This is a genomic window from Virgisporangium aliadipatigenens, assembly GCF_016863615.1.
In the GTDB taxonomy this organism is placed as follows: Bacteria; Actinomycetota; Actinomycetes; order Mycobacteriales; family Micromonosporaceae; genus Virgisporangium; species Virgisporangium aliadipatigenens.
The window spans coordinates 1-23,135 of record NZ_BOPF01000070.1 but is presented as its reverse complement, the minus strand read 5'-3'; the positions used below and the strand labels follow the sequence as shown (position 1 = coordinate 23,135).

Below are 23,135 nucleotides of genomic sequence, written 5' to 3'. Positions count from 1 at the left end.
AAGGGCCGCACCATCTACTGGACCCAGGTCTTCGGCACCCCCGCCTAGCTTTTTCGCAGGACGCCTCCCCGGCGGCCGATCGGACTTCTCGACCGACCGTCCGTCCGCCGGGGGGCAATGCCAGATGCGTGGTACCTCGTCCGGTACGCGGTTCTACCTGCCGGCCTGCCTGGTGCTGGTCGCCGTCTACTTCGCGTTGCCGGACTCCCTGCTGCGGGCGGGCGTGTGGGCGGCGTTCGGCACCCTCGTCGTGGCGGCGATCGTCGTGGGCATCGCGCGCAACCGGCCACCCCACCCGCTGCCCTGGCTGCTGATCGCCGTCTCGCAGGCGTCCACGACGGTCGGGGACACCATCGGGTACGGGGCGGAGATGACGGCGGGCGACGGCACGGTCCCGCCCCTGGCCGACCTCTGGTACCTGCTCTCCTACCCCTTTCTCGGCGCCGGGCTGCTGATCTTCATCCGCCGGCGCACCCCCGAGGGGGACCGCTCCGCCCTGCTCGACGGCATGATCGTCACCATCGGCCTGGGCCTGGTGTCGTGGGTGTTCCTGATCCAGCCGGTGCTCACGCAGGACCTGGAGATGTCCGAGCGGATGGTGGCCGCCGCCTACCCGGCCGCGGACCTGCTGATCCTGGCGGTCTGCGCGCGGCTGTGGGCCGACCGGGGCCGGCGGGCGGCGTCCTTCCTGCTCCTGCTCGGCGCGCTGGTGAGCCTGCTGATCGGCGACACGCTGTACGCCGTCGGCTCGGTCGTCGGCACGTGGCAGCCGGGCGGCCTCGCCGACGTCTTCTACGCGACGTACGGACTGGCGCTCGGCGTGGCCGCGCTGCGCCCGTCCATGGTGGAGCTGGACCGTCCCGTGTCGGCCGAACCCACGAAGATCACGACGCTGCGGTTCGGCACGCTGCAGGCGCTCTCCTCGCTGCTCGTGCCGGCGGTCGTGGTCGTGCAGTGGACGCGCGGCGGGCGGGAGTTCCTGCCGCTGGTGGGCATCGTCGCGGCGGTGCTCTTCGTCCTCGTGCTGGTGCGTATGGCCGGACTGATCACCGCCCTGCACGAGCTGAACAGGCAGGACCGGGAGAACCACTTCCACCGGCTCACCCGCCAGGCCTCCGACGTCATCATCATCTGCGACCTGTACGGCGTGGTCCGCTACCTGACCCCGGCGATCGAACGGGTCTTCGGCTGGCCCGAGGAGGCCGTGCGCGACCGGGCGCTGCTGGAGTTCCTGCACCCGGACGACGCGGGGCGGCTGGGCAGCCTGTTCCGGCTGCTGCCGGAGAGCGGCACCACCACGCCGATGCGCTGCCGGGTGCGCACGCCCACCGGCGATTGGCTGCACGGCGAGGCCGTCGCGACGTGGCTGACCGACGGCGACGTCCGCGGCTACCTGCTGACCGCGCGCAACGTCACCGACCAGGTGCGCCTCGAGGAGGAGCTGACCCACCAGGCGTTCCACGACTCGCTGACGGGTCTCGCCAACCGGGCACTTTTCCTGGAACGGGTCACGCACGGCCTGGAACGCCGTTCGCAGGTGCACCGCAATCTCGCCGTGCTGCTGCTCGACCTCGACGACTTCAAGACGGTCAACGACTCCCTCGGCCCGGCCGCCGGCGACGAGCTGCTGCGCGCCGTGGGCGAACGGGTCAAGGGCTGCCTGCGCACGGCCGACACCGCGGCCCGCCTCGGTGGTGACGAGTTCGCGCTGCTCGTGGAGGAGATCGGCGACCCGGCCGAGGCGGCTCCCGTGGCGACCCGGGTGCTCGCGGCGCTGCAGAAGCCGTTCGTGGTGCACGGGCGGGAGGTGGTGGTGCACGGCAGCGTCGGCATCGCCGTGGCCGACCCGGACCGCGTTCCCGACGCCGAGGAACTCCTGCGCAACGCCGACGTCGCCATGTACACGGCGAAGCAGGAGGGCAAGGACCGGTACAACTTCTACGCCCCGAGCATGCACGCCGGCCTGATCAAACGCCTCGACCTGACCGCCGAACTGCGCACCGCCATCGACCGCCGCGACTTCCAGGTGCACTACCAGCCGATCGTGAACCTGCCCGACGGCAGCCTGCGCGGCGTCGAGGCGCTGGTGCGTTGGCCGCACCGCACGCGCGGGCTGGTCAGCCCGGTGGAGTTCATCCCGCTGGCGGAGGACACCGGGCTCATCGTGCCGCTCGGCGCGGACGTGCTCGCCGAGGCGTGCGCGCAGGTGGCCCAGTGGCGCCGCGAACGCCCCGGCTTCGACATGACGGTCAGCGTCAACCTGTCCCCGCGCCAGGTGAACGACCCGGGCGTGGTGCGGCTGGTGCGCGACGCGCTCACGGCCACCGACCTGGAGCCCCGCGCCCTGTGCCTGGAGATCACCGAGTCGGTGCTGACCGAGGACGGCCAGATCGCCGTGGAGCGCCTGATCGCCCTCAAGGAACTGGGCGTCCGCCTGGCGGTCGACGACTTCGGCACCGGCTACTCCTCGCTGAGCCGCCTGAACCAGTTGCCGATCGACATCCTGAAGATCCCGAAGCCGTTCGTCGACGGCGTGACCGAGGGGCCGACGGCGTCGGCACTGGCCCGGGCGATCCTGGAGCTCTCCTCCGCGCTCGAGTTGGCGGTCGTCGCCGAGGGCATCGAGCACCCCGAACAGGCGGAGGTGCTGTACAACCTCGGCTGCCGCCTGGCCCAGGGCTACCACTTCGGCCGCCCGGCCACGGCCGCCGATCTGGAACGCCGCCTTCCCGAGCCGGTTAAATCGGTTGTGGCCGCCGGCGGGGAGCCGTTAACGTCGCTCGCGTGACGACCTGATGCTCAGTGCCTGCGCGACCTGTGGCTTCTCACCTTGCCCCGCCGCGCGCCGCCTCCGTTCAAGGGGGTAGAGCGTCCTCCGCTTGAGCTGGCTCGGACCAGCGCCGCGGCTGTCACCTGCACACCCGTAAATGGGGTACCACCATGCCTGCACACAGTTCCGGTAGTCAGCCGACCGAAGGCACCTGGATGAACCGCGCTGAACGCCGCGCCTCAGCCAAGGGCCGCGACCTGCCGCCGGCCGTCGTCAGCAAGATCCAGGACGCCGGCCGCAAGGCACCCGCTCCGCGTCAGTGGGCCACCCGCCGCCGCGGCTGACCGCATCCTCGCCGATCTTGCAGTTGTGGCTGGGACCTACCGGGTTGAAACCGGATGAGTCGGGCGCCACAGCTGCAAGATCGGCGCTACTACAGCACGGTCTTGCGGGACGCCCGACGGGCGCGCCCGGCCGCGGGCATGCGGGAGCGGGCCAGCCACGACGAGGCCGCGCAGCGCGGGCACGAACTCACCGCGCCCAGCCGGCGGCGGTCGGTTCCCGCCACGTAGTCGATGCCGTGCTCGTCGGCGGTGGGGGCGCCGCACGTCGGACACTCGCCCGAGGCCGAGCCCGAGGCGGTCGTCGTGTAGGCCACGTGCTCGGTCGTGTACCGCACCGTCGAGTACGTCTTCTCGTCGTCGACCCGCAGGCTCGGATCGCGGGGCGCACCGGCGTACGGGCCGGTGTCGGCGTGCGAGACCGCCGAGGAGACCCCGCCGAGGAACCGGAACCGCCGCCGTAGCCACGCCATGAACCCCGAGCGCCGCTCGGCGCTCCACGCGTCGTCGGCCTCGGTCCGCCATTCGTCGGTCATCCGAAAGCCCGCCACTCTCCGCTCACCCGGAAAGTGTCGCGCATCCGCCGTCACCCTGTCCCGCGCGCACCGTCGCGAAGACCCTCGACGCATGGACGCGAACACCGTCATCGCCGTCGCCGCCACCGTCGTCGCGCTGGCCTCCCTCGCCGTCGCCGCCTACGAGGCGCGGGCGAGCCGCCGGCACAACCGCCAGTCCGTCCGCCCGGTCCTGCAACTGCGCTCGGCCTTCCACGTCGGCGGCACCGCCGGGCTGCGCCTCACCAACGTCGGCCTCGGCCCCGCTGTCATCACCGGCTCCCACCTGCTCCTCGACGGCGAACCGGTGACGGCGGGCGGCATCGACGAGGCCGGGATCAACAGCGTCCGCGACGGCCTCGAGGTCAGGCCGAAGGCGGTCACGTTCGCCGACGGGTCGGTGCTCGCCACGGATCTCGACGTCTGGGTACTGAGCGTCGAGCCCTACGACCCGGACGCGCACGAGGAGTTCTACGACCTGCTGCGGCGCCGGCTCACCGTGGAGATCCGGTACGAGTCGTTCTACGGGGAGAAGTTCGTGACCCCTACATGAGCGGGGCGCGGTGCTCCTCCAGGTACGCCTCCACGTGCTCGGCGTGCGCCACCGGCGCCAGCACCTTGCCCTGGGCGGTGGCGCAGCCGGCGGTGCGCACCCGGTCCAGTTCCTCCGCGGTCTCCACGCCCACCGCCGACACGGCGAACCCGAGCCGCGCCCCCAGCGTCACGACGACGTCCACGAGCGCCGGCCCGCCGTCGGCGAAGAGCGAACGGTCCACCTTCACCTCGTCGATGGGCAGCTTCGGCAGGTCGGCCAGCCCCATCGGCCCCGACCCGAAGTGGTCCAACGCCACCCGCACGCCCAGCCCGCGCAGCGCGGCCAGCCCGGCCGTGGGCGGGTCGTCGGGCAGTTCGCGGGAGGCCAGTTCGACGGTGAGCCGCTCGGCCGGAACGTCGTTGCGCCGCAGCGCGTCCTGCACCATCAGCGGCAGCGCCTCGCTGGACAGCTCGCGCGGTGAGATGTTCACCGACATCGACAGGTTGAGCCCCTCGCGTCGCCAGCGCGCCAGTTGACGGCACGCCCGCCGCAGCACGCGGCCGTCGAGGTCGGCGACGCAGCCCAGTTCCTCGGCGGCCGTGACGATCTCCACCGGCGCCACCGCCCCGTACCCCGGCAGCCGCCACCGCAGCAGCGCCTCCGCCGCCACCGGCCGGTTGGTGCGCAGGTGCAGCACCGGCTGGTAGACCAGGTCGAACGCGCCCTCGTTGATCGTCTCGCGGAGCCGCTGCTCGATGGTGGTGCGCCTGCGCAGCGCTGCGGCGAGCCCGTCGTCGTACGCCTCGACCCGGCCGTGGCCACCCCGGCGGGCCGCGCGGTCGGCGGCGTGCCACGCGTGGCGAACGGCGTCGGCGGCGTCGGTCTCGCCGGAGAGGTCGACCACGCCCGCGTCGGCCGTGATGTGCACCGGCCCGCTGCTCAGGTCGTACGGCTCCATCACCGAGGCCACCAGGCGTTGCGCGCGCGGGTAGGCACGCAGCGCGGAGCAGCGGCACAGGATCCCGAACCGGTCGCCGCCCAGCCGGGCCGCCACATCGCCGGGCTCGATGCCGGCCGCGAGGCGGCGGCCCAGTTCGCGCAGGGCCGAGTCGCCGATCGCCGTGCCGTGCAGGTCGTTGACGCCGGTGAGGCCGTGGACGGTCAGCACGACGAGGGAGCCCCGGGCGCCGGTCGCGAGGCGGGTCGCCGCGAGCTCGTGCAGGCGCCGTTCGTTGGGCAGGCCGGTGAGCGGGTCGGTGCGGGCGGCCTCGTCGAGGCGGCGTTCCAGGCCGGCGCGGTCGCCGATGTCGCGGATGTGCAGGACGAGCGCCCCGATCTCGGGCGTGGTGCGCAGGTCGCGGATGCTCACCTCGGTCTCGCGCCACACGTCGAAGCCGTCCCGGATCCGCACCCGCACGGGGCGGGCGTCGGGTCCGCCGGCGTCACCGTCGAGGACCGCCGTCAGGCTCGCCGTCGCCACCGTCAGATCATCCGGGTGAACGCGGTCAGCCAGCGGCCGGTGCAACACGTCCTGGTCGGAGAGGCCGAACCGGCGGGCCGCCGCGGGTGACTGCCACCGGACGCACAGCTCCGGATCGAGCACCATCGTGACGTCGGCCGCACCGGCGACGAGGGCCTGGAAGCGGGCCTGCTGCGCGGTGAGCCGCTCCGCGTAGCGCCGCACGTCCAGCGCCGCCATGGTCTCGCGCGCCGCGACCGCCGTTCCCACAAGAAGAGCGAGACCGGCCGCGACCCGGTCGAAGTGGCCACCGGTGGCCGCGTGGTGCGCGGTGACGGCGAGCGCGGCGGCGACCGGCACGGCGAGCAGCGGGTGCGCGGCGAGCCCGCCGGCGGGGCCGGTGACCGGCGACGTGCCGGACGGGTCGGCGCGGCGGGCCCCGAGGATGATCACCGGCGGCCCGATGGTCAGCGCGAGCCCCGCCACCGCGAACCAGAACGGCCCCTGCAGCCCGACCGCCGGCAGCCCCAGCCCGCTGATCACCAGCGCCGAACCGCCGGCGCAGGAGAGCGCGGCCCGCCGGTGCCGGTAGGCGCGCATGCCCGTGACGGCGGCCAGCGCCAGCGCGATGCACACGATGAGCCCGACCAGCACCGCCGAACCGGTCGGCACCGGCACCGGACCGAGCCGGGGCGAGAGCGCGAGCAGCCACGCGATGAGGAACAGCGCGCTGCCCACCCCGGTGCCGTCGAGTATCTGCCGCAGCCGGATCTGCAGGGTCGGCGCCGCTCCGGGGAGCAGCAGCAGCCCCGCGACGAACGCGCACGCCGCGCCGAGCGCACCCGCCTGGATCACCAGCGCGGCGATCTTTCCCTGGCCCCACGCCGCCAACAGGCCGGCGACCAGCACGGACACGGCGGCGATCGCGGTGCCCATCCCGAGGAACCCGGCGCCCCGGCACGGCCCGAACGTGTGCGTCCGCCCGTGGATGCGCAGGGCGATCCGGATCAGCACGGTGGCGCACGCCGCGGCGGCGATCCCGCCCACCAGGACGGCGATGGTCAGCACGGCCCGGACGGACGCGGATTCGGCCGTGGACGCGGCGGTGATGACAGCCGTCATCAGAACGGCGGTGAGCGCGGACGCGCCGGCGGGATGGCGGGCGCTGTCGTAGGAGAGCCGTGCGGCGGCACGGGTCAATCGCCGGAGGCCCGGTCGCCGGGCTCCGTGGCGCCTGATTCGTCTCATATCTGGTGCGACGTCATGGGTCAGAGGGGCTTTCGGTCAGTGGGCACGAGGGGTTGCGCCACCTGTCCAACGAACGCCCCCGACAACGGTGACGGGCCGGACCCGTAAAAAAGGTCCGGCCCGCCGGTGCTGATCCGGTCGAACGTCCGGTGACTAGAAGCCGCCGACGCTGACGCCGTAGGCGCCGAGCGCCTCGGTGACCGGCTGGAAGTACGTCACGCCGCCGGAGGTGCAGTTGCCGCTGCCGCCGGAGGTCAGGCCGTAGGCGACCGAACCGCGGTACAGCGGGCCGCCGCTGTCGCCCGGCTGGGCGCAGACGGTGGTACGGATCATGCCGTACACGGAGCCCTGCGAGTAGTTGACCGTCGCGTTGAGCGCGGTCACCGAGCCGGTGCGGGTGCCGGTGGTGCTGCCGCGGCGGGTGACCGCCGTGCCGACCGACGGGGTGGCCGCGGACGAGATCGTCTGCGAGCCGACCGCGCTCGGGTGCGCGATGGAGGTGTTGGTGTAACGGACGATGCCGTAGTCGTTGCCGGGGAAGCTCGAGCCGGCGCGGGTGCCGAGCGTGCTCGACCCGTTGGTCCAGGTCGAACCGGCGTTGGTGCAGTGGCCGGCGGTCAGGAAGTAGTAGGTGGTGCCGCTGCGGACGTTGAAGCCGAGCGAGCAGCGGCTGCCGCCGGTGTAGATGGCGTCACCACCGGTGATGGTCGGCTCGATCTTGCCGGGCGCCTGCTGGACCTTGACGGTCGTGCCGTGGCGCGCGGCGGTCTTGGTGAGCTGCAGGTACTTGTCGCCGGAGACCGTCTGGTCGTACTCGACGACCACCTGGTTGGTCTTCGAGTCGACCCACCACGCCGTTCCGGGGATCTGGGCGGTGTCGTTGAGGTCCGCGACGGCGTCGGACGCCATCTGGAGGCTCACGCCGTTGGGTGCGGCCGTTGCCGGCGAGGGGCCGAACATGAGCACGCCGGAGAGCAGCCCGATCGTGGTGCCGATGAGCGCGCGTCGTGCCGAGGACCTTGTGAGTCCCATTCCGTTCCTCCTTGGGGGAGACCGGGACCCGGCGGGGTGCCGGATCCGTGGCAGGACGAACGCCGACGTGGTTCGGGGAAATCGACGTCCGTCTATGCCGGATCCTGGTCCAAGGATTTGGGAACGTAAATGTAAGAAACTGACAGAATTTGTTGTTCGTTTACCGACGGTACAACGCGACCGAGCGTCTGGCCAGGTCTTTCGTGGCGCTGGAGTTGGCCCACGTGCCCAGGATGATCGCCGCGCCGGGGATGACCTTTGCGAAAAGTCGCTTCGCCGCACGGACCCCGGCCATCTGTGCCAACTTCCAGGTCAGGCGCGCGAGGACGTTCCGCAGCGGCTTGTGCCCCGAACTGCCGAGCAGCGCGCCGGCCTTTTCGTGGCCCTTCGCCACCTGCAGGGCGGTACGGGCGGTCTGCGCCACCTTGTGCACCTTCTGCAGCACCAGCAGGTCGGTGGCCCGGTCCGGATGCGCCGGGTCGATCCCGTACGCCGCCGCGATGTGCAGCACCATCCGGGCCTGGGTCCAGGCGAGCACGCCGATGTCGATCACGCCGCCGGGCAGGCCCGTCGCGCCCGCCGCCGCACCGGAGATCCGCGCATGCGTGGTGAACCGCTTGATCGCCATCTGGGACAGCTGGTCCGGGTGGATCCCCGGGTACTGCGCGCGGGTGCGCTGGGCCCAGGCGTTGGCCTGCGGTCCGAGGCGCGCGACCGCCTCCAGGGCCAGGTGCTCCGGCGCGTACTCCGGATCGGCCCGCATCTTCTGCCACAGGTTCTGCGGCGGCAGGTCGCCGTCGGCGAGCGAGAGTCCCTGCCCGGGCGCACCGCCCTGGAAGGGCGCACCCCCCTGCGGCGGGAACGGCCCCGGCGGCGTGCCCGGGACCCCCGGCGCGCCGGGAACGCCCTGCGCGGCCTGCGGGGTCTGCCAGACGGGACCGCCCGAGGCGGGCGCCGCCGGGATGCCCGACGCCGGAGCCGACGGGACACCCGAGGTCGGCCACGCCGGGGCCGGACCGCCGACGGGCGGGGCCGACGCGGGAACCCCCGAGGCCGGCGCGGCCGGCGGCCCGGAGGTCGGCCAGGTCGGCATCGGCGCGGCCGGTGCCTGCGGCGCCTGCGGCGGCTGTTGCGCTCCGGACGGGGCGACGCCAGGGGCCTGGTGCGGACCCGGCGCGGCGTGCGGCGCGGGCGCGGCAGAGGTCGGCCAGGTCGGCATCGGCGCGGCGGGAGCCTGCGGCGGCTGCTGCGCCCCGGGCGCGCCGGGAGCGACGCCGGGCGCCTGAGGCGACCCCGAGGCGTGTGGCGTGGGCCCGCCGGTCGTCGGCCAGGTGGGTGCGGAGGCGCCCGGCGCCTGCGGCGCGCCCGAGGCCTGCGGCGCGGGGGCTGCGGGTGGGGCGGAGGGCGGGTTGGCGGGGGAGCCCGGCCAGAGCGGCGGGGCGTCGGGTCGGGTCGGCTCGGCGCCGGGCGCGGTCGGTGCGTCCATACGCCCCAAGGTACCCACCGCACGCCTACGTCACCCGCCTGCGCCTCCTCGCCCGGCCGCGCGCGCCGATCTTGCAGTTGTGGTGGTCGCATACCACCCCGAAACCGGACGCCCCTGGCGCCACAACTGCAAGATCGGCGAGGCGCCGCCGGCGGGCGGCGGGTCAGTCGTGGGTGGCGGCGTCGAGCACCTGGTCGACCACCAGGTCGAGCGGCGTGGAGCGGCCGGCCGCCCAGGCCACCACGAACTGGCCCTCGCCCAGGATCGCCCGCGCGGCCGCCAGCGTCGGCTTGCGCAGCACCTCCGCCTCGTGCGGGATCGGCAGGCGGTGGCGTTCGCGGACGGCGCCCGCGGCACCTACCAGGCGGATCGCCAGCTCCGGATCGGTCTCGACGACGATCGAGGCCACGTGGTCGAGCGACACGGCGAGATCCTCCCGATCGCCGACCTCGTGCCGCAGGGCCAGCGCGGCGGTGAGCCGGCGCAGCGCCTCCGTCTGGTCGCCGGCCGCCCGCGCGGTCAGCCCGAGGTAGTGCAGCGCCGACGCCTCGCCGAACATGTCGCCGAGTTCGCGGCTGAGCGTGAGCGCCTCGGTCGACGCCTCCCGCGCGGCGTCGATCTCCCCGCGGGCCAGCCGGATCTGCGCCTGGCACTCCAGGGCCATCGAGATGCCGCGGGTGTTGCCGGCCGCCCGTTCGAGTTTGAGGCACTGGTCGGCGTACCGGCCGGCCGCCGCGATGTCGTCCAGCCGCAGGGCCACCTTGGTGAGGTTGCCGAGCGCCATGGCCGTTCCGCGGTCGTCGCCCATGCCGTGCCAGCTGGTCAGGCTCGCCTTGAAGTGCACCGTCGCCAGGTCGTAGTCGCCGGAACCGACCGCCGCGATGCCCAGGACGTTGCGGGCGTGGGCGTTCATGCCCTCGTCGCCGAGCGCACCGGCGAGGGCCAGGCAGGCGTGGCCGTACCGGGTGGCGGTCTCGTGGTCGTCCTGCGTGGTGGCCAGCACCGCGGCGGCGTGCAGCAGCATCGCCCGCGGCTTCCCGTCCGGGAGTGCGCCGGCGAGCACCTGGTCGCAGCGTTCGCGGCCCTCGCCGATGTGGCTGCCGTGCCGCCAGAACCGCCACAGGCCCAGGCAGATCGCGGCCGCCCGTTCGGCGTCGGTGGGCAGGCTCCACGCGCTGGCGGCGCTGAGATTCTGGTACTCCTGCTCGATCCGGTCGCTCCACTCGGCCTGTTCGGCCCCGACGAGTCCGGTCGCCGCCTCGCTCGCGAACGCCGCGAAGTAGGCCGCGTGCCGTTCGCGGATGTCGTCGGCGTACGGGGACTCGGCCAGCCGCGCGGCGGCATACGCCCGGATCGTCTCCAGCATCCCGAACCGCGTGTGCCCGTCCACGGAATCCATGGTCAGCAGGCTCTTGTCGACCAGTCCGGCGAGGCGCTCGGCGAGGGCGGCCGTGCGCCGTGCCCCGTCGACGACGGCCGGTTCGGCGACGGCGAGCGCCGACTCCGCCGTGAACCCGCCCGCGAACGCCGCCAACGCCGCGAAGAGCCGCTGATCGGCCGGCGGCAGCAGGTCGTAGCTCCAGTCGATGGCGCCGCGCAGGGTCTGCTGCCGGGCCGGCAGGTCCCGCGGGCCCTCGCCCAATGCGTCGAGGTGCTCGCCGAGGTGCAGCAGCAGGGCGCGGGGCGTCCACTCGTCGACGCGGGCGGCGGCCAGTTCGATCGCGAGCGGCAGCCCGTCGAGGCGGCGGCACAGGGCGGTGACGGCGGGCAGCGTGTCGGCGGTGAGCGCGAAGTCCGGTTCGCAGGCGCGGGCCCGCTGGGCGAACAGCGCCACGGCCGGCGACTCGGCCAGCGCACGCGCGACGCCCTCCTCGCCCTCCGGCAGCTCGGACAGGTCCGGAACGGCCAGCGGCGGCACCCGGTACACCTGTTCGCCGTAGAGCGAGAGCCGTTCGCGGCTGGTGACGAGCGCGACGACGTTGGGCGCCGCGGCGAGCAGCCGCCCGAGTTCGGCCGCGGCACCCACGACCTGCTCGAAGTTGTCGAGCACCAGCAGCATCGAGGCGTCCGAGAGGTGCTCGGCCAGCGTCTCCACCAGCGGTTCCCCCGGCACCTCCGGCACTTGCAGGGCGTGCGCGACGGCCGGCATCACCAGTTCGTCCGCATGGGTGTCGGCGAGCGGGACGAACACGGCGCCGTCGTCGAACCGCTCGGCCACGGCGGCGGCCGCGGCCAGGGAGAGCCGGGTCTTGCCGATCCCGCCCGGACCGATCAGCGTGACCAGCCGGGCGCTGTCCAGCAGCCGCACCACCCGGTCCCGCTCGGCGGTGCGCCCGACCAGCGGCGTCATCGGCGCGGGGAGCGCGGTCCGGCGGCGCGGCCGGCCCAACAGCGACGGCGCGACGGTCCAGCCGCCGCTGCCGGTCGGCACCAGCCCCGAACGCCCGCGCAGCCGGTTGAGTTCGCGCGCGGCCGCCGCCGGAAGGCCGCCGCTGTTGCGGGCGATCCAGGTGACCAGCGTGCGGCTCGGCTCGCCGTGCAGCGTGGCCCGCAGCCAGATCTTCAGCGCCGCCGGCGACCACGGGTCGAGGTCGACGCTGGCCAGCACCGGCAGCACCGGGTCGGGATCCGCGGTGGCCGTCGCCGCGTAGACCAGGCCGAGCGCGCCCGGCCCCCGGGCCAGCGCAGACACGGCCGCGGCGATCACCGGCCCGTCGACGGTGTCGGCGACCAGCAGCGTGTCGGCGTCGCCCGGCCCGCCCGGTTCGGTCACCTTGCGCACGTCGTAGCCGCGCATCCGGGCCACGGTGGCGATCTCGTGCAGGAAGCGGGTGTGGCCGGAGCCCGGTTCGCCGCGCACCCGCAGGGCGCCCCGGCCGTCGGCGCGCAGCCGGGTCAGGTAGTCGTGCGAGGTGGCCAGCGCCGCGTCGCGCTCCCACAGCCGGGTCGAGGCCTCACCGGTCGTCTCCGGCGCCGGGGTTTCCGCGTCGTCGGCCACCGCGCCGCCACGTCCGCGCCGTTTGGCCAGGTAGTTGCGGCGGTCGGCGGTCGCGATCAAGGACTCGACGGCCGTGCCGTCCTGCGGGTACGTCGCGACCCCCAGGCTGACCGACACCCTCAGGGGCGGTGTTCCGGGGAACTCGTTCGCGCGCACGCCGTCGGTCACCCGCAGCGCGAGCCGGAGCGCCTCGGCCGGCCCGGTACCGGGCATGAGCAGCACGAACTCGTCACCGCCGTAGCGGAACAGCTCGTCGCCGCCGCGCACCAGGTCGGTGATCCGGCGGGCCAGCTGGGAGAGGATCTCGTCGCCGCGCAGGTGGCCGTAGGCGTCGTTGACCGTCTTGAAGTAGTCGACGTCGAAGAGGAAGAGGGCGAACGGCACGCCGTGCGCCAGTTCCTGGGCGAGCCGCGGCAGCAGCAGAGCCCGCGGATACGCGCCGGTGACCGCGTCCAGCCCGACCGGGGCACCACCCGTGGCGGACTGCACCTGCTGGTCCACCACGTGGCCGCCCTGGGTCATCGCCTACCTCACGCTCAGGTTCCTCCCTGCGCCCATCGGCGACGCGGCGGCGGGGTTGAGCAATCAGGCGGCGCGCAGCGGCAGCACCTGGTCGAGGCCGGTGATCTCGAACGCCTTCGCCACCGTCCGTGGCGGCGAGATGATCTCGAACGGGCGACCCGAGCCGGCCATCCGCTGGTTCATGCGGATCAGCGCGGACAGCCCGCTGGAGTCGATGAACGCGAGGCCGCTCAGGTCGATGACCAACGCGCCGGGGCCGGCGGCCAGCACGCCGTCGGTGCGGGCCAGCAGCTCGGGCGCCGTCTCCAGGTCGAGATCGCCGGTGACCGTCACCACGGTGCGGTCGGGCTGCTGGTCCAGCGTGAGCTGCCAATCGGGTTCGTCGGGATGCACGTCTGTAGTGTGCGGGAGGTCAGGAGGTTGCTCAACCTGGAGCACGTCGTTTCACGGGTCGCGCCGTTTGACGGTCCCGCCGCAGCGTGACAACACTGGGGGACCTACGGAAGGCGGCCCGATGGTCGAAATGCTCACCGGCCCCGCCGCGGGCACGGGATCCCGTGCCGCTTTCCTCGCCGCCGCGACCCGTCGCGTCTCCGGTTCCCTCGACTTCCTGCGCACCCAGCAGCTCGGGCTGCGGGTCTGCGTGCCGGAGTTCGCGGACTGGGCCCAGCTGCTCCTGCTCGACGGCGGCCGGGCGAACGTCATCAGCCAGCGCGCGGGCGACCGCATCCTCTCCGCCACCGTGGCGGCGCCCGCGACGGCGCTCACCGGTCAGGGCCGGGTCATCGCGACGGGCCGGCCCGAGCTGCTGCACGTGGCCGACGGCGCCGGCCCCGAGGACACCGGCCTCGTCGCGCTCGTGCCCGACCTCGCCATGCGGCAGCAGGTCGACGAGCTGCGGCCGGCGGACATTCTCGGCGTCCCGCTGAACGCCCGCGGCAGCACGTTCGGCTCGCTGACCCTCGCCCGCCGGGCCGGTCACGGGTTCGACCCGGAGGACGTCGAGCTGGCCGAGGATCTGGCCGCCCACCTGGCGCTCGCCCTCGACGCCGCCCGCCGCTACAGCGAACGCGCACACGTCGCCGCGGTGCTGCAGTCCAGCCTCCGCCCGCCGGAGCTGCCCGAGATCCCCGGTGTGCGGCTGGCGGCGCGGTACCGTTCCGGCGCGGCCGAGGCCGACATCGGCGGGGACTTCTACGACGTGTGGCACAGCGGCGACGGCTGGTCCGTGGTGCTCGGCGACGTGTCGGGCAAGGGCGTGTCGGCGGCCGTCGTCACCGGGCAGGCGCGGTACAGCGTTCGCGGGGCGGCGCATCTGGACCCGAGCCCGCCGGCCGTCCTGCGCACGCTCAACGCGCTGCTGCACGGCAACGAGCCGGGCCGGTTCGTGACGGCCGTGTACGGGCACGCGACACCGCATCCCGACGGCGGCTGGTCGGTGACGCTCGGTTCGGCCGGCCATCCGGCGCCGCTGCTGGTGAGCGCCGACGGCACGGTGCGCCCGCTGCAGGTGAAGGGCCTGCTCGCCGGCGTGGTGTCGGACGTGACGTACACGGCGGTGACGTTCCGGCTGGCGCCGGGCGACACGCTGCTCCTGTACACCGACGGTGTGATCGAGGCCGAGCACGACACCGACCGCGGCCTGCGCCGGTTGATGGAGATCGCCGCACGGTACGCGGCGGCCCCGCCCGACGCGCTGGTCGAGGCCGTCGAGATGGACGCGGTCGAACGGATCGGCGCGCGGCGCAGCGACGACATCGCCGTCTTCGCCGTCCGGGCGCCGAAGTGAGCAGCGGGACCACCGCTCGTGATGCGTGGGTCGGCCGGGGCGCCGCTCGGGAGGCGTGGGCCGGCGGACGGGTCGCCCGGGTGACGGCCGGGGACGCCGGGGTGAGTGGCCGGTGAGCGGCTGGGACGCCGATCCCTTCTTCGGCGCGCTCGCGGCGGCCGACGAGCAGGCGGCGATCGCCTGCGTGCTCGGGCGGGTCGACGCCGGGGCGGATCCCGTCGACGTGATGCTCGACCTGGTGGCCCCGGCCCAGCGCGAGGTCGGCCGGCGCTGGGCGATCGGCGAGTGGACGGTGGTGCGCGAGCACGCGGCGACGGCGGTCAGCGAGGCGGCGGTCGCGGCGTTGGCGGCGCGGGTGGCGGTGCTCGTGGCGCCCCGCGGGCACGCCGCGGTCGCCTGCGCCGAACGCGAGTGGCACAGCCTGCCCGCCCGGCTCGTCGCCCACACGCTGCGCCGGGACGGCTGGCGGGCCACCTATCTGGGCGCGTCGACGCCGCCCGCGCAGCTGGTGCGGTTCCTGGACGAGAGCGGTGCCGACGCCGTGGCGGTCAGCTGCTCCGTGGCGGCCTCGCTGCCCGCGGCGCGGCGGTTGATCGAAGCGGTTCGCGAGTCGGGGCGGCCGGTGCTGGCCGGGGGGCCGGCGTTCGGCCGCGACGCGCACCGCGCACTCGCCCTCGGCGCCAGCGCCTGGACCAGCGATCCCCGTCAAGCGGCCGAGCTCCTCGACGAACTGGTCGGCAACGCCGGCCCGGCCCCACCGCTGCGGCACGCCGGCGCCGACGAGCACGCCGAACTGGCGCTGCGCTTCGCGGACTTCCGCCGGGAGGCGATGCGGCGGTGGACGGCGCTCGCCGACGGCGCACTGCCCGGTGCGGACCTGGCGGCCGACCTGGTCGACCACGCCCTGCACGCGCTCGGCGCCGCCCTCCTCTCGAACGACCCCGGAGTCCTGAAGGACGCGCAGGAGTGGTCCACCGACCTGATAGCCGCAAGAGGCTGCCCCCGCGAGACGGCCCGAGGGCTGTGGACGGCGGTCCGCCAGACGGTAGGCGAACACCTCCCGTCCGCCGACCGGGCCCTCGCCGCGATCTAACGAAGATCGTTACTTTTCACGGAAAGACACGACCCAGCGACACTTTCCCGCAAAAAGTCGCGATCAAGGCGCGGCCGGCGGCCGGTCACGCGTCCAGGTCCACGACGATCGGCGCGTGATCCGACGGCCCCTTGCCCTTGCGCGCCTCGCGGTCCACGTACGCGTCCTTGACCCGGTCCGCCACCGCTGACGTCGCGTAGACGAGGTCGATGCGCATGCCCTTGTTCTGGTGGAACATCCCGGCCCGGTAGTCCCAGTAGGTGTACGGCCGGTCGCCCTTCAGCGGCCGCGGGACCACGTCCACCAGCCCCAGCGCGCGCAGGTCGGCGAGGGCCTGCCGCTCGGCGGGCGTGACATGGGTCGAGTTGACGAACAGCCCCGGATCCCACACGTCCTCGTCGGTCGGCGCGACGTTGAAGTCGCCGGCGACGACCAGCGGCGAGCCGATCTCGGCGCGGACCGCCGCCTGCAGAGCGGCCAGCCACGCCAGTTTGTACGTGTAGTGGGGATCGTCAGGGGTGCGGCCGTTGGGGATGTAGACCGACCAGACACGGATGCCGTCGCAGGTGGCGGAGACGGCGCGGGCCTCGGGCTCGGGAAAGCCGGGCTCGTCGGTGAAGCCCGTCGACACGTTCTCGAGGCCCACGCGGGAGAGGAGGGCGACGCCGTTCCAGGCGCCGAGACCGTGCGCCGCGGTCGTGTATCCGAGCGCGGCGACCTCGTCGGTGGGGAAGGTTTCCGGGGGACATTTGGTCTCCTGGAGGCAGACCACGTCGGGGCGGACGTCGTCGAGCCAGCCGAGGAGCCGGGGAAGGCGGGCGCGGACCGAGTTGACGTTCCAGGTGGCCAGACGCATCCGCTCAGCTTACGGAGGGTAGGGCTCAGGCGCCCATCGCGAACAGCGCCGCGACGGACATGGCCACGATCGCCAGCATCAGCAGCATGACGCCGCGGTCGCTGTCGGCCTTGACCGGAGTGGTGGTGGTGTCCTGGGTGCTCATCGGTGCTCCTCGTTCGGGGTGTACGCCAAACACCGTATGAGCGCGCCGACCTGCGGAAATCCCGGCTTCGTGCCGCGCAGTGAGGTTACCCGCGCGCCGCGTACTCCCGGAACCGGTCGACGGCACCTCCGGTGACCGCCCTGCCGTGGCCGAATGCGGCTACCCGGAAATCGAGCGTGGCTAACTTCTTCACGCTGAGATCCGCCGCGACGCGGTCCTCCGTCACCGGCTTCGGGCTCGAACGCACGCGCCCGAACAGCCACGTCGCCGCGTCGCCGGCGAAGAGCACCCCGCCGTCGCGTTCCAACAGGTAGGACAGGTGTCCCGGGGTGTGGCCGGGGGTGTGCACCGCCGCGATGCCCGGCACGCCGCTCGGCCCGTCGCCGTCGAGCACGACGTCGACCGGTGCCGGTTCGGCCTTCATGAACGGCGCCGTGAGCCGCATCAGCAGCCCGTGCACCGGCTGCGGCCGTTCGCCCTGGATCACCGGCACGTCTGCGGCGTGGGCCACGACCCGGGCCCCGGTGCGGCGGCGCAGTTCGGCGAGGGTGCCGGTGTGGTCGGGGTGGCGGTGCGTCAGGAGCACGGTGTGCAGGTCCTCGACCCGGTGGCCGGTGGCCGTCACGGCGGCGAGGAGGCGTTCCACCCGGCCGGCGATGCCGGTGTCGACCAGCACCAGCCCGCCGTCGACGGCGATCAGGTGCGCGTGCACGTACCCGATGCCGATCTCCCACACGCCGTCGCTTATCTTCCGCATTGAAGTGACCTCCTACGCGGTGACGGTAACGCTCCGCAACGTCAGCTTCATGCGGGGCGCGCCGTCGGTTGCCCCGACCGGGTCGACCCCCGCCTCGGCGACCCGCCGCACGATGTCGAGTCCCGACCCGACCGTCCCGAACGGCGTGTACTGCGCCGGCAGGTCGAGGCTGTCGGCGTACACGATGAAGAACTGCGAGCCGTTGGTGCCGGGGCCGGCGTTGGCCATCGCGACGACACCCCGCGCGTACCGCGCGCCGGCGAGGTTCTCGTCCCGGAAGGCGTACCCGGGGGTGCCGGCTCCGGTGCCCGTCGGGTCGCCGCACTGCAGCACGAAGATGGCCGCCGTGACGAGCCGGTGGCAGGTGCTGTTCGCGAGGAAGCCGCTGCGCGCCAGGTGCGCGAAGTTCGCCACGGTGCAGGGGGTCTTGGCGCGGTCCATGGCGACGGTGATCTCGCCGAGGTTGGTGGCCAGCCGCATCGTGGCGGTGCCGGTGCGCGGCGCCGAGGACACGTCCGGCGGGCCGGGGGCGTTGCCGGGCGGCGGCGGGGCGGTGGTGATGCCGCAGTCCAGGGCTCCCGCGGCGGGCGCGCCGGTGGCGGCGGGCGGACCGGCGGCGGGCGCGTGGGCGGCCTGCGGCGGCGACGCGCGCAGGATCACGATGACGACGCCGCAGGCCACGAGCAGCAGTAAGGCGAGCGTGCCACCGACGACCGCGAGGAGGACCCCGGACGAGCGCCGGGGTGCCGGTGGCGGGTAGCCGCCGGGTCCGAACTGGCCGCCGGGTCCCATCTGATGGAACGGCGCCGGCGGCGGATACGTCGTCGACGCCGGCGGGAACGTCGGTGCCCCGGAGGCCGGCCCGGCCGGGAAGGGCGTCGGCAGCAGCGGGAACTCGCCGGTCGACGGCGCCGGCTGCCGGCCCGGCGCGTGCGGCGAGGTCACCGGCGGGAAGGGCCCGGTGCGCGGGCCTTCGGCGGGCGGCCGGCCCGCACCCTCACTGGCGGGCGGCTGGCCCGCACCCGAACCCACGGGCGGCTGGTCGCTCACGCGAGAAGGGTACGGGCCGGGTCGTCGGGTCGTCCGGCCGACGGGCGGAAAGCTCGCGGATCAGACCGCCTGCTGCGCGTAGCCGACCACGAAGTCGGGGTCGATCTGCTGCGACAGGTCCTCGCCGGTGCGCGCGTTTCCCCAGGCCTCGGCGTTGCGCAGGTGGAACTCCACGGCCTGCTGGGTGTAGCGCACCGGGTCCCGTGGGGCGTTCGCGGCGGCGGTGATGATCGTGTCGAGCGCGGCGGCGTTGGCCTCCTCGAGTTCGCTGATCGGCCCGGCGGCACCCCGCTCGGCGGCCCGCACGAAAGAAGACCGTCGCGCGTAGGTCAGCAGCGCGTCGCCGAGGTGCTCCCGCAGGAACTCCAGGTCGGCGGCGTCCTCCACCTTGTTCCCCACCGCGTGCACCGTGATCCCGTACTCGCGTGCGTACTCCGTGTACTGCGCGAAGACGCCGACTCCGCGCAGTGTCGGTTCGCACACGCAGAACGTCGCGTCGAAGCGGGTGAACAACCCGGACGCGAAGGCGTCGGCGCCGGCCGTCATGTCGACGACCACGTACTCGTCGTGCCCGTCGACCATGTGGTTGAGGAGCAGTTCGACGGCACCGACCTTGGAGTGGTAGCACGCCACCCCGAGGTCGGACTCGGCGAACGGCCCGGTCACGGCAAGGTCCACCTGCCCGGCGCGGCGCACGCAGCGCTCGTAGAGGAACGTTCCCGGAGACAGCCCCACCAGCCGCGAACCGGCACCGGGCGGCGTCGTCTTGAGCATCGCCTCCGCCGAGGAGATCCGCGGGTTGGTGCCGCGCAGCCAGTCCTTGAGCTCGGTGAGGTGCTCGCCGAGGGCCGGCCAGGCGGCGGCGTCCTCGGCGGTGGCGCCGAGCGCGACGGCGAGGTGCTGGTTGATGTCGGCGTCGATGGCGAGCACCGGGTTGCCGCGCGCGGCGAGGTAGCGGGCCGTCAGTGCGGCGAGGGTCGTCTTGCCGCTGCCACCCTTGCCGACGAAGGCGATCTTCATGAGTATTCGCTCCCACCACTATCTGAACATGGTTTTCATCACGCATAGTAGGCCATGTCCGGGTCCGCGACTGACGTCCACGCTGGTGGCGAGTGGCTGTTATGTTGACCGGCACACGCTTCGTCGTCCCTGGGGGAGTCAGGTGTCACAGCAGTTCACCAAGGGGCAGAAGAGCCAACTGTCGCAGCTCACTGCGGGGACGGATCTCTATGTCGGGATCCAGCTCAACGCGCCGGGCACCAGTTGGGACATCTCCTGCTTCGGTCTCGACGCCGACGAGAAGCTGTCCGACGACCAGTACTTCATCTTCTACAACCAGCCCAAGTCTCCGGACGGGTCGGTACAGCAGTTGGGGGCACAGTCCGGGGACAACGACTCGTTCCGTCTGATCCTCGACAAGGTTCCGGCCAAGATCGCAAAGTTCTCGTTCTGTGCCGCCCTGGAGGGCGCCGGGACCGCCGCGCAGATCCAGTCCGGTTACCTCCGCATCGTGGCCGGTGGTCAGGAGGTCGGCCGGTACGCGTTCACCGGCGCCGACTTCGGCCCCGAACGCGCGATCATCATCGGCGACATCTACAAGAAGGGCGTCTGGCGCTTCGGTGCCGTCGGCCAGGGCTTCGCCGGAGGCCTCGCGGACCTGATCCGCTCCTTCGGCGGCGCCGTCGAGGAGGACTCGGCTCCGCCGCCTCCGGCCGCCGCGCCCGGGTTCGCGCCGCCGCCGGGCGGGCCGGCACCCGGCTTCGCCCCGCCGCCCGGTGGGCCGCCGCCGCAGCAGGCCGCGCCCGGCTTCGCGCCGCCGCCCGGTGGGCCGCCGCCGCAGCAGGCACCCGCTTTCGGGGCGCCGCAGGGCGCGCCGGCCTTCGGCGGGCCGCAGGGCGCGCCGCCCCAGCAGCAGCCGGGCTACGGTCCGCCGCAGGGCCAGCCGGGCTACCCGCCCCAGGGCCCGCCGCAGGGTCAGCCCGGGTACCCGCCGCAGGGCCCCCCGCAGGGGCAGCCCGGATATCCGCCGCAGGGGCAGCCGCAGCAGCAGGGCTACCCGCAGCAGGGCGTCCAGCCGGGCTACGGCCCGGGCGGTTACGGCGAGCCGTACCCGTCGCAGGCGCAGCCCACCCAGCCGGGCGCGATGAGCACCCTCAACAAGTTCCGCGAGGTGCAGGGGCCCGGCCGCTGGGTGCAGCAGAACCACAAACTGGTCAAGGTGGTGCTCGGCCCCGAGGCCTCCGCCAAGAAGGGCGCCATGGTCGCCTACCAGGGCGACATCGAGTTCGGGCACCGCAGCGGCGGTGGCGGCATCCGCGGCCGGATCGAACGCAACCTCACCGGCCAGGGCCTCGATTTCATGACGATCCGGGGCGTCGGGGAGGTGTTCCTCGCCGAGGACGCCGCCGACCTGCACATCGTCGAGCTCAACGGCCAGCGGCTGTGCATCAACGCCAACAACGTGCTCGCGATGGACGCCACGCTCCAGACCGAGATCAAGCGGATCGAGAGCCCGGGCATCCCCGGCGGCGGCATGTTCCACCTGGAGGTGGGCGGCCAGGGCACGGTGGTCGTGATGACCAAGGGCTCGCCGCTGACGCTCATGACGCAGGGCCCGACGTTCGCCGACATGAACGCCGTCGTCGCCTGGACCGCCGGCATGCGGGTCAGCGTCTCCACGACCGTGCGGGTCTCCCGCGAGGTCTACCACGGGGCCAGCGGCGAGTCGGTGGCGCTCCAGTTCATGGGCATGCAGGGCCACTTCGTCGTGGTCCAGCCGTACGAGGTCTGAGGGAGAGACGGTCGTGCAAGGTCAGTTGTTGCAGCACTACGGTCAGACCCCGAACCACGAGCGGATGAGCACGCACGGTGCGAAGATCGCCAAGGTCATGATGCAGGGCGGGCCGGACGTGCTGGCCCGCACCGGTTCGATGATCGCCTACGAGGGGCTCATCGACTTCAACCCCAACCCGCCGCAGATCGCCAACATGGTGCGCTCCTGGGCCAGCGGCGAGGGCGTGCCGCTGATGGTCTGCACCGGCCAGGGGGAGCTGTACCTCGCCGACTACGGCAAAGAGGTCGTCATCCTGCAGCTGCAGAACGAGGCGCTCTCGGTCAACGGCAAGAACATCCTGGCGTTCGACGCGTCCCTGCAGTGGAACATCGAGCGCGTGCAGGGCGTCAGCATGCTCTCCGGCATGGGCATGTTCAACGTCGTGCTGCGCGGGCAGGGCTGGGTGGCGCTGACCAGCAAGGGCACGCCGGTCGTCCTGAACACCCAGGAGGCCGAGACGTTCGTCGACACCGACGCGCTGGTGGCGTACACCGAGGGGCTGCGGGTCAAGACGAAGCGCACCGCCCGGCTCGGTGGCCTCTTCGGGCGCGGTTCCGGCGAGGCGTTCCAGCTGGGCTTCCACGGCCACGGCTTCGTGGTGGTCCAGCCGAGCGAGGACGCCCGGCCCCGATTCCAGGCCCGCGGCTGAGTGAGGAGCTAACCCGATGCAACCCAACCAGGGCTATCCGCAGCAGGGCGGCTACCCGCAGCAGGGCTACCCGCAACAGCAGGGGTACCCGCAGCAGCAGCCGGGCTACCCGCCGCAGGGCGGTCCCATGCAGGGCGGTCCCATGCAGGGCGGTCCCATGCAGGGCAACCCGCTCATGCAGAGCTCGCTCATGGCGCACCAGGACCAGCAGACCAACGAGCGGTTCAGCCTGCAGAACGGCAAGATGCTCAAGGCGGTCCTCGGCCAGCAGAGCGGCATGCGGGAGTTCTTCGCCCGCAAGGGCGCCATGGTGGCCTACCAGGGCCAGGCCAACTTCGACTCGCAGTACCAGTCGTGGGGGCAGCACATCGCCCGTTCGATCACCGGCGAGGGCCTCAACCTGATGCGGGTCACCGGCAACGGCTCGGTGTTCCTGGCCAACCAGGCGCAGGACATCCACGTTCTCGACCTGCAGGGGCAGCACGACGCGCTCACCGTCGACGGCAAGAACGTGCTGGCGTTCGAGTCCGGCATGCGGTGGGACATCGTGCGGATCGACTCGCAGGTGCAGGTCGCCGGCGCCGGCAGCTACAACATCGAGCTGCGCGGGCAGGGCAAGGTGGCGGTCACCACCACCGGTGCGCCGCTGGTCATGAAGGTGACCTCCAACAACTACTACTTCGCCGACGCCGACGCCGTCATCGCCTGGACCTCAAGCCTCCAGGTGCAGATGCAGGCGGCGGTCACCTCGTCGTCGGTGTGGCGGCCGCGCGGCAACACCGGCGAGAGCTGGCAGATGCAGTTCAGCGGCGAAGGGCTCGTGGTGGTGCAGCCGGCCGAGCTGATGCCGCCGTACAACGCGATGTCGGCCAACCCCAGCCTCCAGGAGCGCTTCGGGCTCGGCCAGGGCGGCCAAGGGGGCTTCTCCGCCAACAACTTCTTCGGCGGCGGCCGGTAGTTGGTTTCCGGGCGTGCGGCATGAAGAGCTTTACATGCTTCATGTCGCACGTCCGCCGGG

The 23,135-nt window shown here is 73.2% G+C and carries 18 protein-coding genes; 8 read left to right on the top strand and 10 right to left on the bottom strand.

Annotated elements, in window-relative coordinates; translation table 11 throughout:
- Positions 1-124: 124 nt before the first annotated feature.
- Complete coding sequence (locus Val02_RS45705; RefSeq protein ID WP_203905652.1) at positions 125-2,788, top strand: putative bifunctional diguanylate cyclase/phosphodiesterase; 2,664 nt, start codon at positions 125-127, stop codon at positions 2,786-2,788.
- 197 nt (positions 2,789-2,985) lie between these two features.
- On the top strand, positions 2,986-3,114 hold the full coding sequence (locus tag Val02_RS48505) for a hypothetical protein (RefSeq protein WP_275415685.1): 129 nt from the start codon (positions 2,986-2,988) through the stop codon (positions 3,112-3,114).
- Positions 3,115-3,203: 89 nt separating this feature from the next.
- On the opposite strand, the gene Val02_RS45700 is transcribed toward Val02_RS48505, so the two are convergent.
- A complete protein-coding gene (locus Val02_RS45700; protein WP_203905651.1) occupies positions 3,204-3,647 on the bottom strand; it encodes a hypothetical protein in 444 nt (147 codons plus the stop codon).
- Between the two features lie 91 nt (positions 3,648-3,738).
- Between Val02_RS45700 and Val02_RS45695 the strand changes: the two genes are divergently transcribed.
- Positions 3,739-4,218, top strand: coding sequence for a DUF8453 domain-containing protein (locus Val02_RS45695; RefSeq protein ID WP_203905650.1), 480 nt, complete (start codon positions 3,739-3,741; stop codon positions 4,216-4,218).
- Here the strand turns inward: Val02_RS45695 and Val02_RS45690 are convergent.
- The 5 genes from Val02_RS45690 to Val02_RS45670 all read right to left on the bottom strand — a co-directional run bounded on the left by Val02_RS45690 (position 4,211) and on the right by Val02_RS45670 (position 13,338).
- On the bottom strand, positions 4,211-6,859 hold the full coding sequence (locus tag Val02_RS45690) for a GGDEF domain-containing phosphodiesterase (protein WP_203905649.1): 2,649 nt from the start codon (positions 6,857-6,859) through the stop codon (positions 4,211-4,213). The genes Val02_RS45695 and Val02_RS45690 overlap by 8 nt on opposite strands.
- Before the next feature lie 201 nt (positions 6,860-7,060).
- On the bottom strand, positions 7,061-7,939 hold the full coding sequence (locus Val02_RS45685) for a S1 family peptidase (protein WP_203905648.1): 879 nt from the start codon (positions 7,937-7,939) through the stop codon (positions 7,061-7,063).
- 160 nt (positions 7,940-8,099) lie between these two features.
- Positions 8,100-8,903: an EcsC family protein gene (locus Val02_RS45680; protein ID WP_308440059.1), complete on the bottom strand. Its 804-nt coding sequence runs from the start codon at positions 8,901-8,903 to the stop codon at positions 8,100-8,102.
- Between the two features lie 685 nt (positions 8,904-9,588).
- Entirely contained in the window at positions 9,589-12,945 is a 3,357-nt protein-coding gene (locus Val02_RS45675) for a diguanylate cyclase (protein ID WP_203905647.1), read from the bottom strand.
- A 63-nt stretch (positions 12,946-13,008) separates the two neighbouring features.
- Positions 13,009-13,338, bottom strand: coding sequence for an STAS domain-containing protein (locus tag Val02_RS45670; protein WP_203905646.1), 330 nt, complete (start codon positions 13,336-13,338; stop codon positions 13,009-13,011).
- A 121-nt stretch (positions 13,339-13,459) separates the two neighbouring features.
- On the opposite strand from Val02_RS45670, the gene Val02_RS45665 reads away from it, so the two are divergent.
- Both Val02_RS45665 and Val02_RS45660 read left to right on the top strand, forming a co-directional pair.
- The gene (locus tag Val02_RS45665; RefSeq protein ID WP_203905645.1) at positions 13,460-14,734 is read left to right on the top strand and encodes a PP2C family protein-serine/threonine phosphatase; all 1,275 of its coding nucleotides are present in this window, start codon (positions 13,460-13,462) and stop codon (positions 14,732-14,734) included.
- A 112-nt stretch (positions 14,735-14,846) separates the two neighbouring features.
- Entirely contained in the window at positions 14,847-15,827 is a 981-nt protein-coding gene (locus Val02_RS45660; protein ID WP_203905644.1) for a cobalamin B12-binding domain-containing protein, read from the top strand.
- 85 nt (positions 15,828-15,912) lie between these two features.
- Here the strand turns inward: Val02_RS45660 and Val02_RS45655 are convergent, their stop codons facing one another.
- From Val02_RS45655 to Val02_RS45640, 4 genes are all read right to left on the bottom strand, one after another.
- Positions 15,913-16,683 (bottom strand): exodeoxyribonuclease III, encoded by a 771-nt coding sequence (locus Val02_RS45655; RefSeq protein WP_203905643.1) that lies wholly within the window; start codon positions 16,681-16,683, stop codon positions 15,913-15,915.
- Between the two features lie 230 nt (positions 16,684-16,913).
- Positions 16,914-17,585, bottom strand: coding sequence for an MBL fold metallo-hydrolase (locus Val02_RS45650; protein WP_203905642.1), 672 nt, complete (start codon positions 17,583-17,585; stop codon positions 16,914-16,916).
- 12 nt (positions 17,586-17,597) lie between these two features.
- The gene (locus tag Val02_RS48025) at positions 17,598-18,635 is read right to left on the bottom strand and encodes a peptidylprolyl isomerase (RefSeq protein ID WP_239153833.1); all 1,038 of its coding nucleotides are present in this window, start codon (positions 18,633-18,635) and stop codon (positions 17,598-17,600) included.
- A gap of 60 nt (positions 18,636-18,695) precedes the next feature.
- Positions 18,696-19,655: an ATP-binding protein gene (locus Val02_RS45640; protein ID WP_203905641.1), complete on the bottom strand. Its 960-nt coding sequence runs from the start codon at positions 19,653-19,655 to the stop codon at positions 18,696-18,698.
- Between the two features lie 142 nt (positions 19,656-19,797).
- On the opposite strand from Val02_RS45640, the gene Val02_RS45635 reads away from it, so the two are divergent.
- The 3 genes from Val02_RS45635 to Val02_RS45625 all read left to right on the top strand — a co-directional run bounded on the left by Val02_RS45635 (position 19,798) and on the right by Val02_RS45625 (position 23,075).
- Entirely contained in the window at positions 19,798-21,426 is a 1,629-nt protein-coding gene (locus Val02_RS45635) for a TerD family protein (RefSeq protein WP_203905640.1), read from the top strand.
- Between the two features lie 64 nt (positions 21,427-21,490).
- Positions 21,491-22,117, top strand: coding sequence for an AIM24 family protein (locus tag Val02_RS45630; protein WP_203905639.1), 627 nt, complete (start codon positions 21,491-21,493; stop codon positions 22,115-22,117).
- A gap of 16 nt (positions 22,118-22,133) precedes the next feature.
- Positions 22,134-23,075, top strand: a complete 942-nt coding sequence (locus tag Val02_RS45625; protein ID WP_203905638.1) for an AIM24 family protein — start codon at positions 22,134-22,136, stop codon at positions 23,073-23,075.
- The last annotated feature ends 60 nt before the right edge of the window (positions 23,076-23,135 follow it).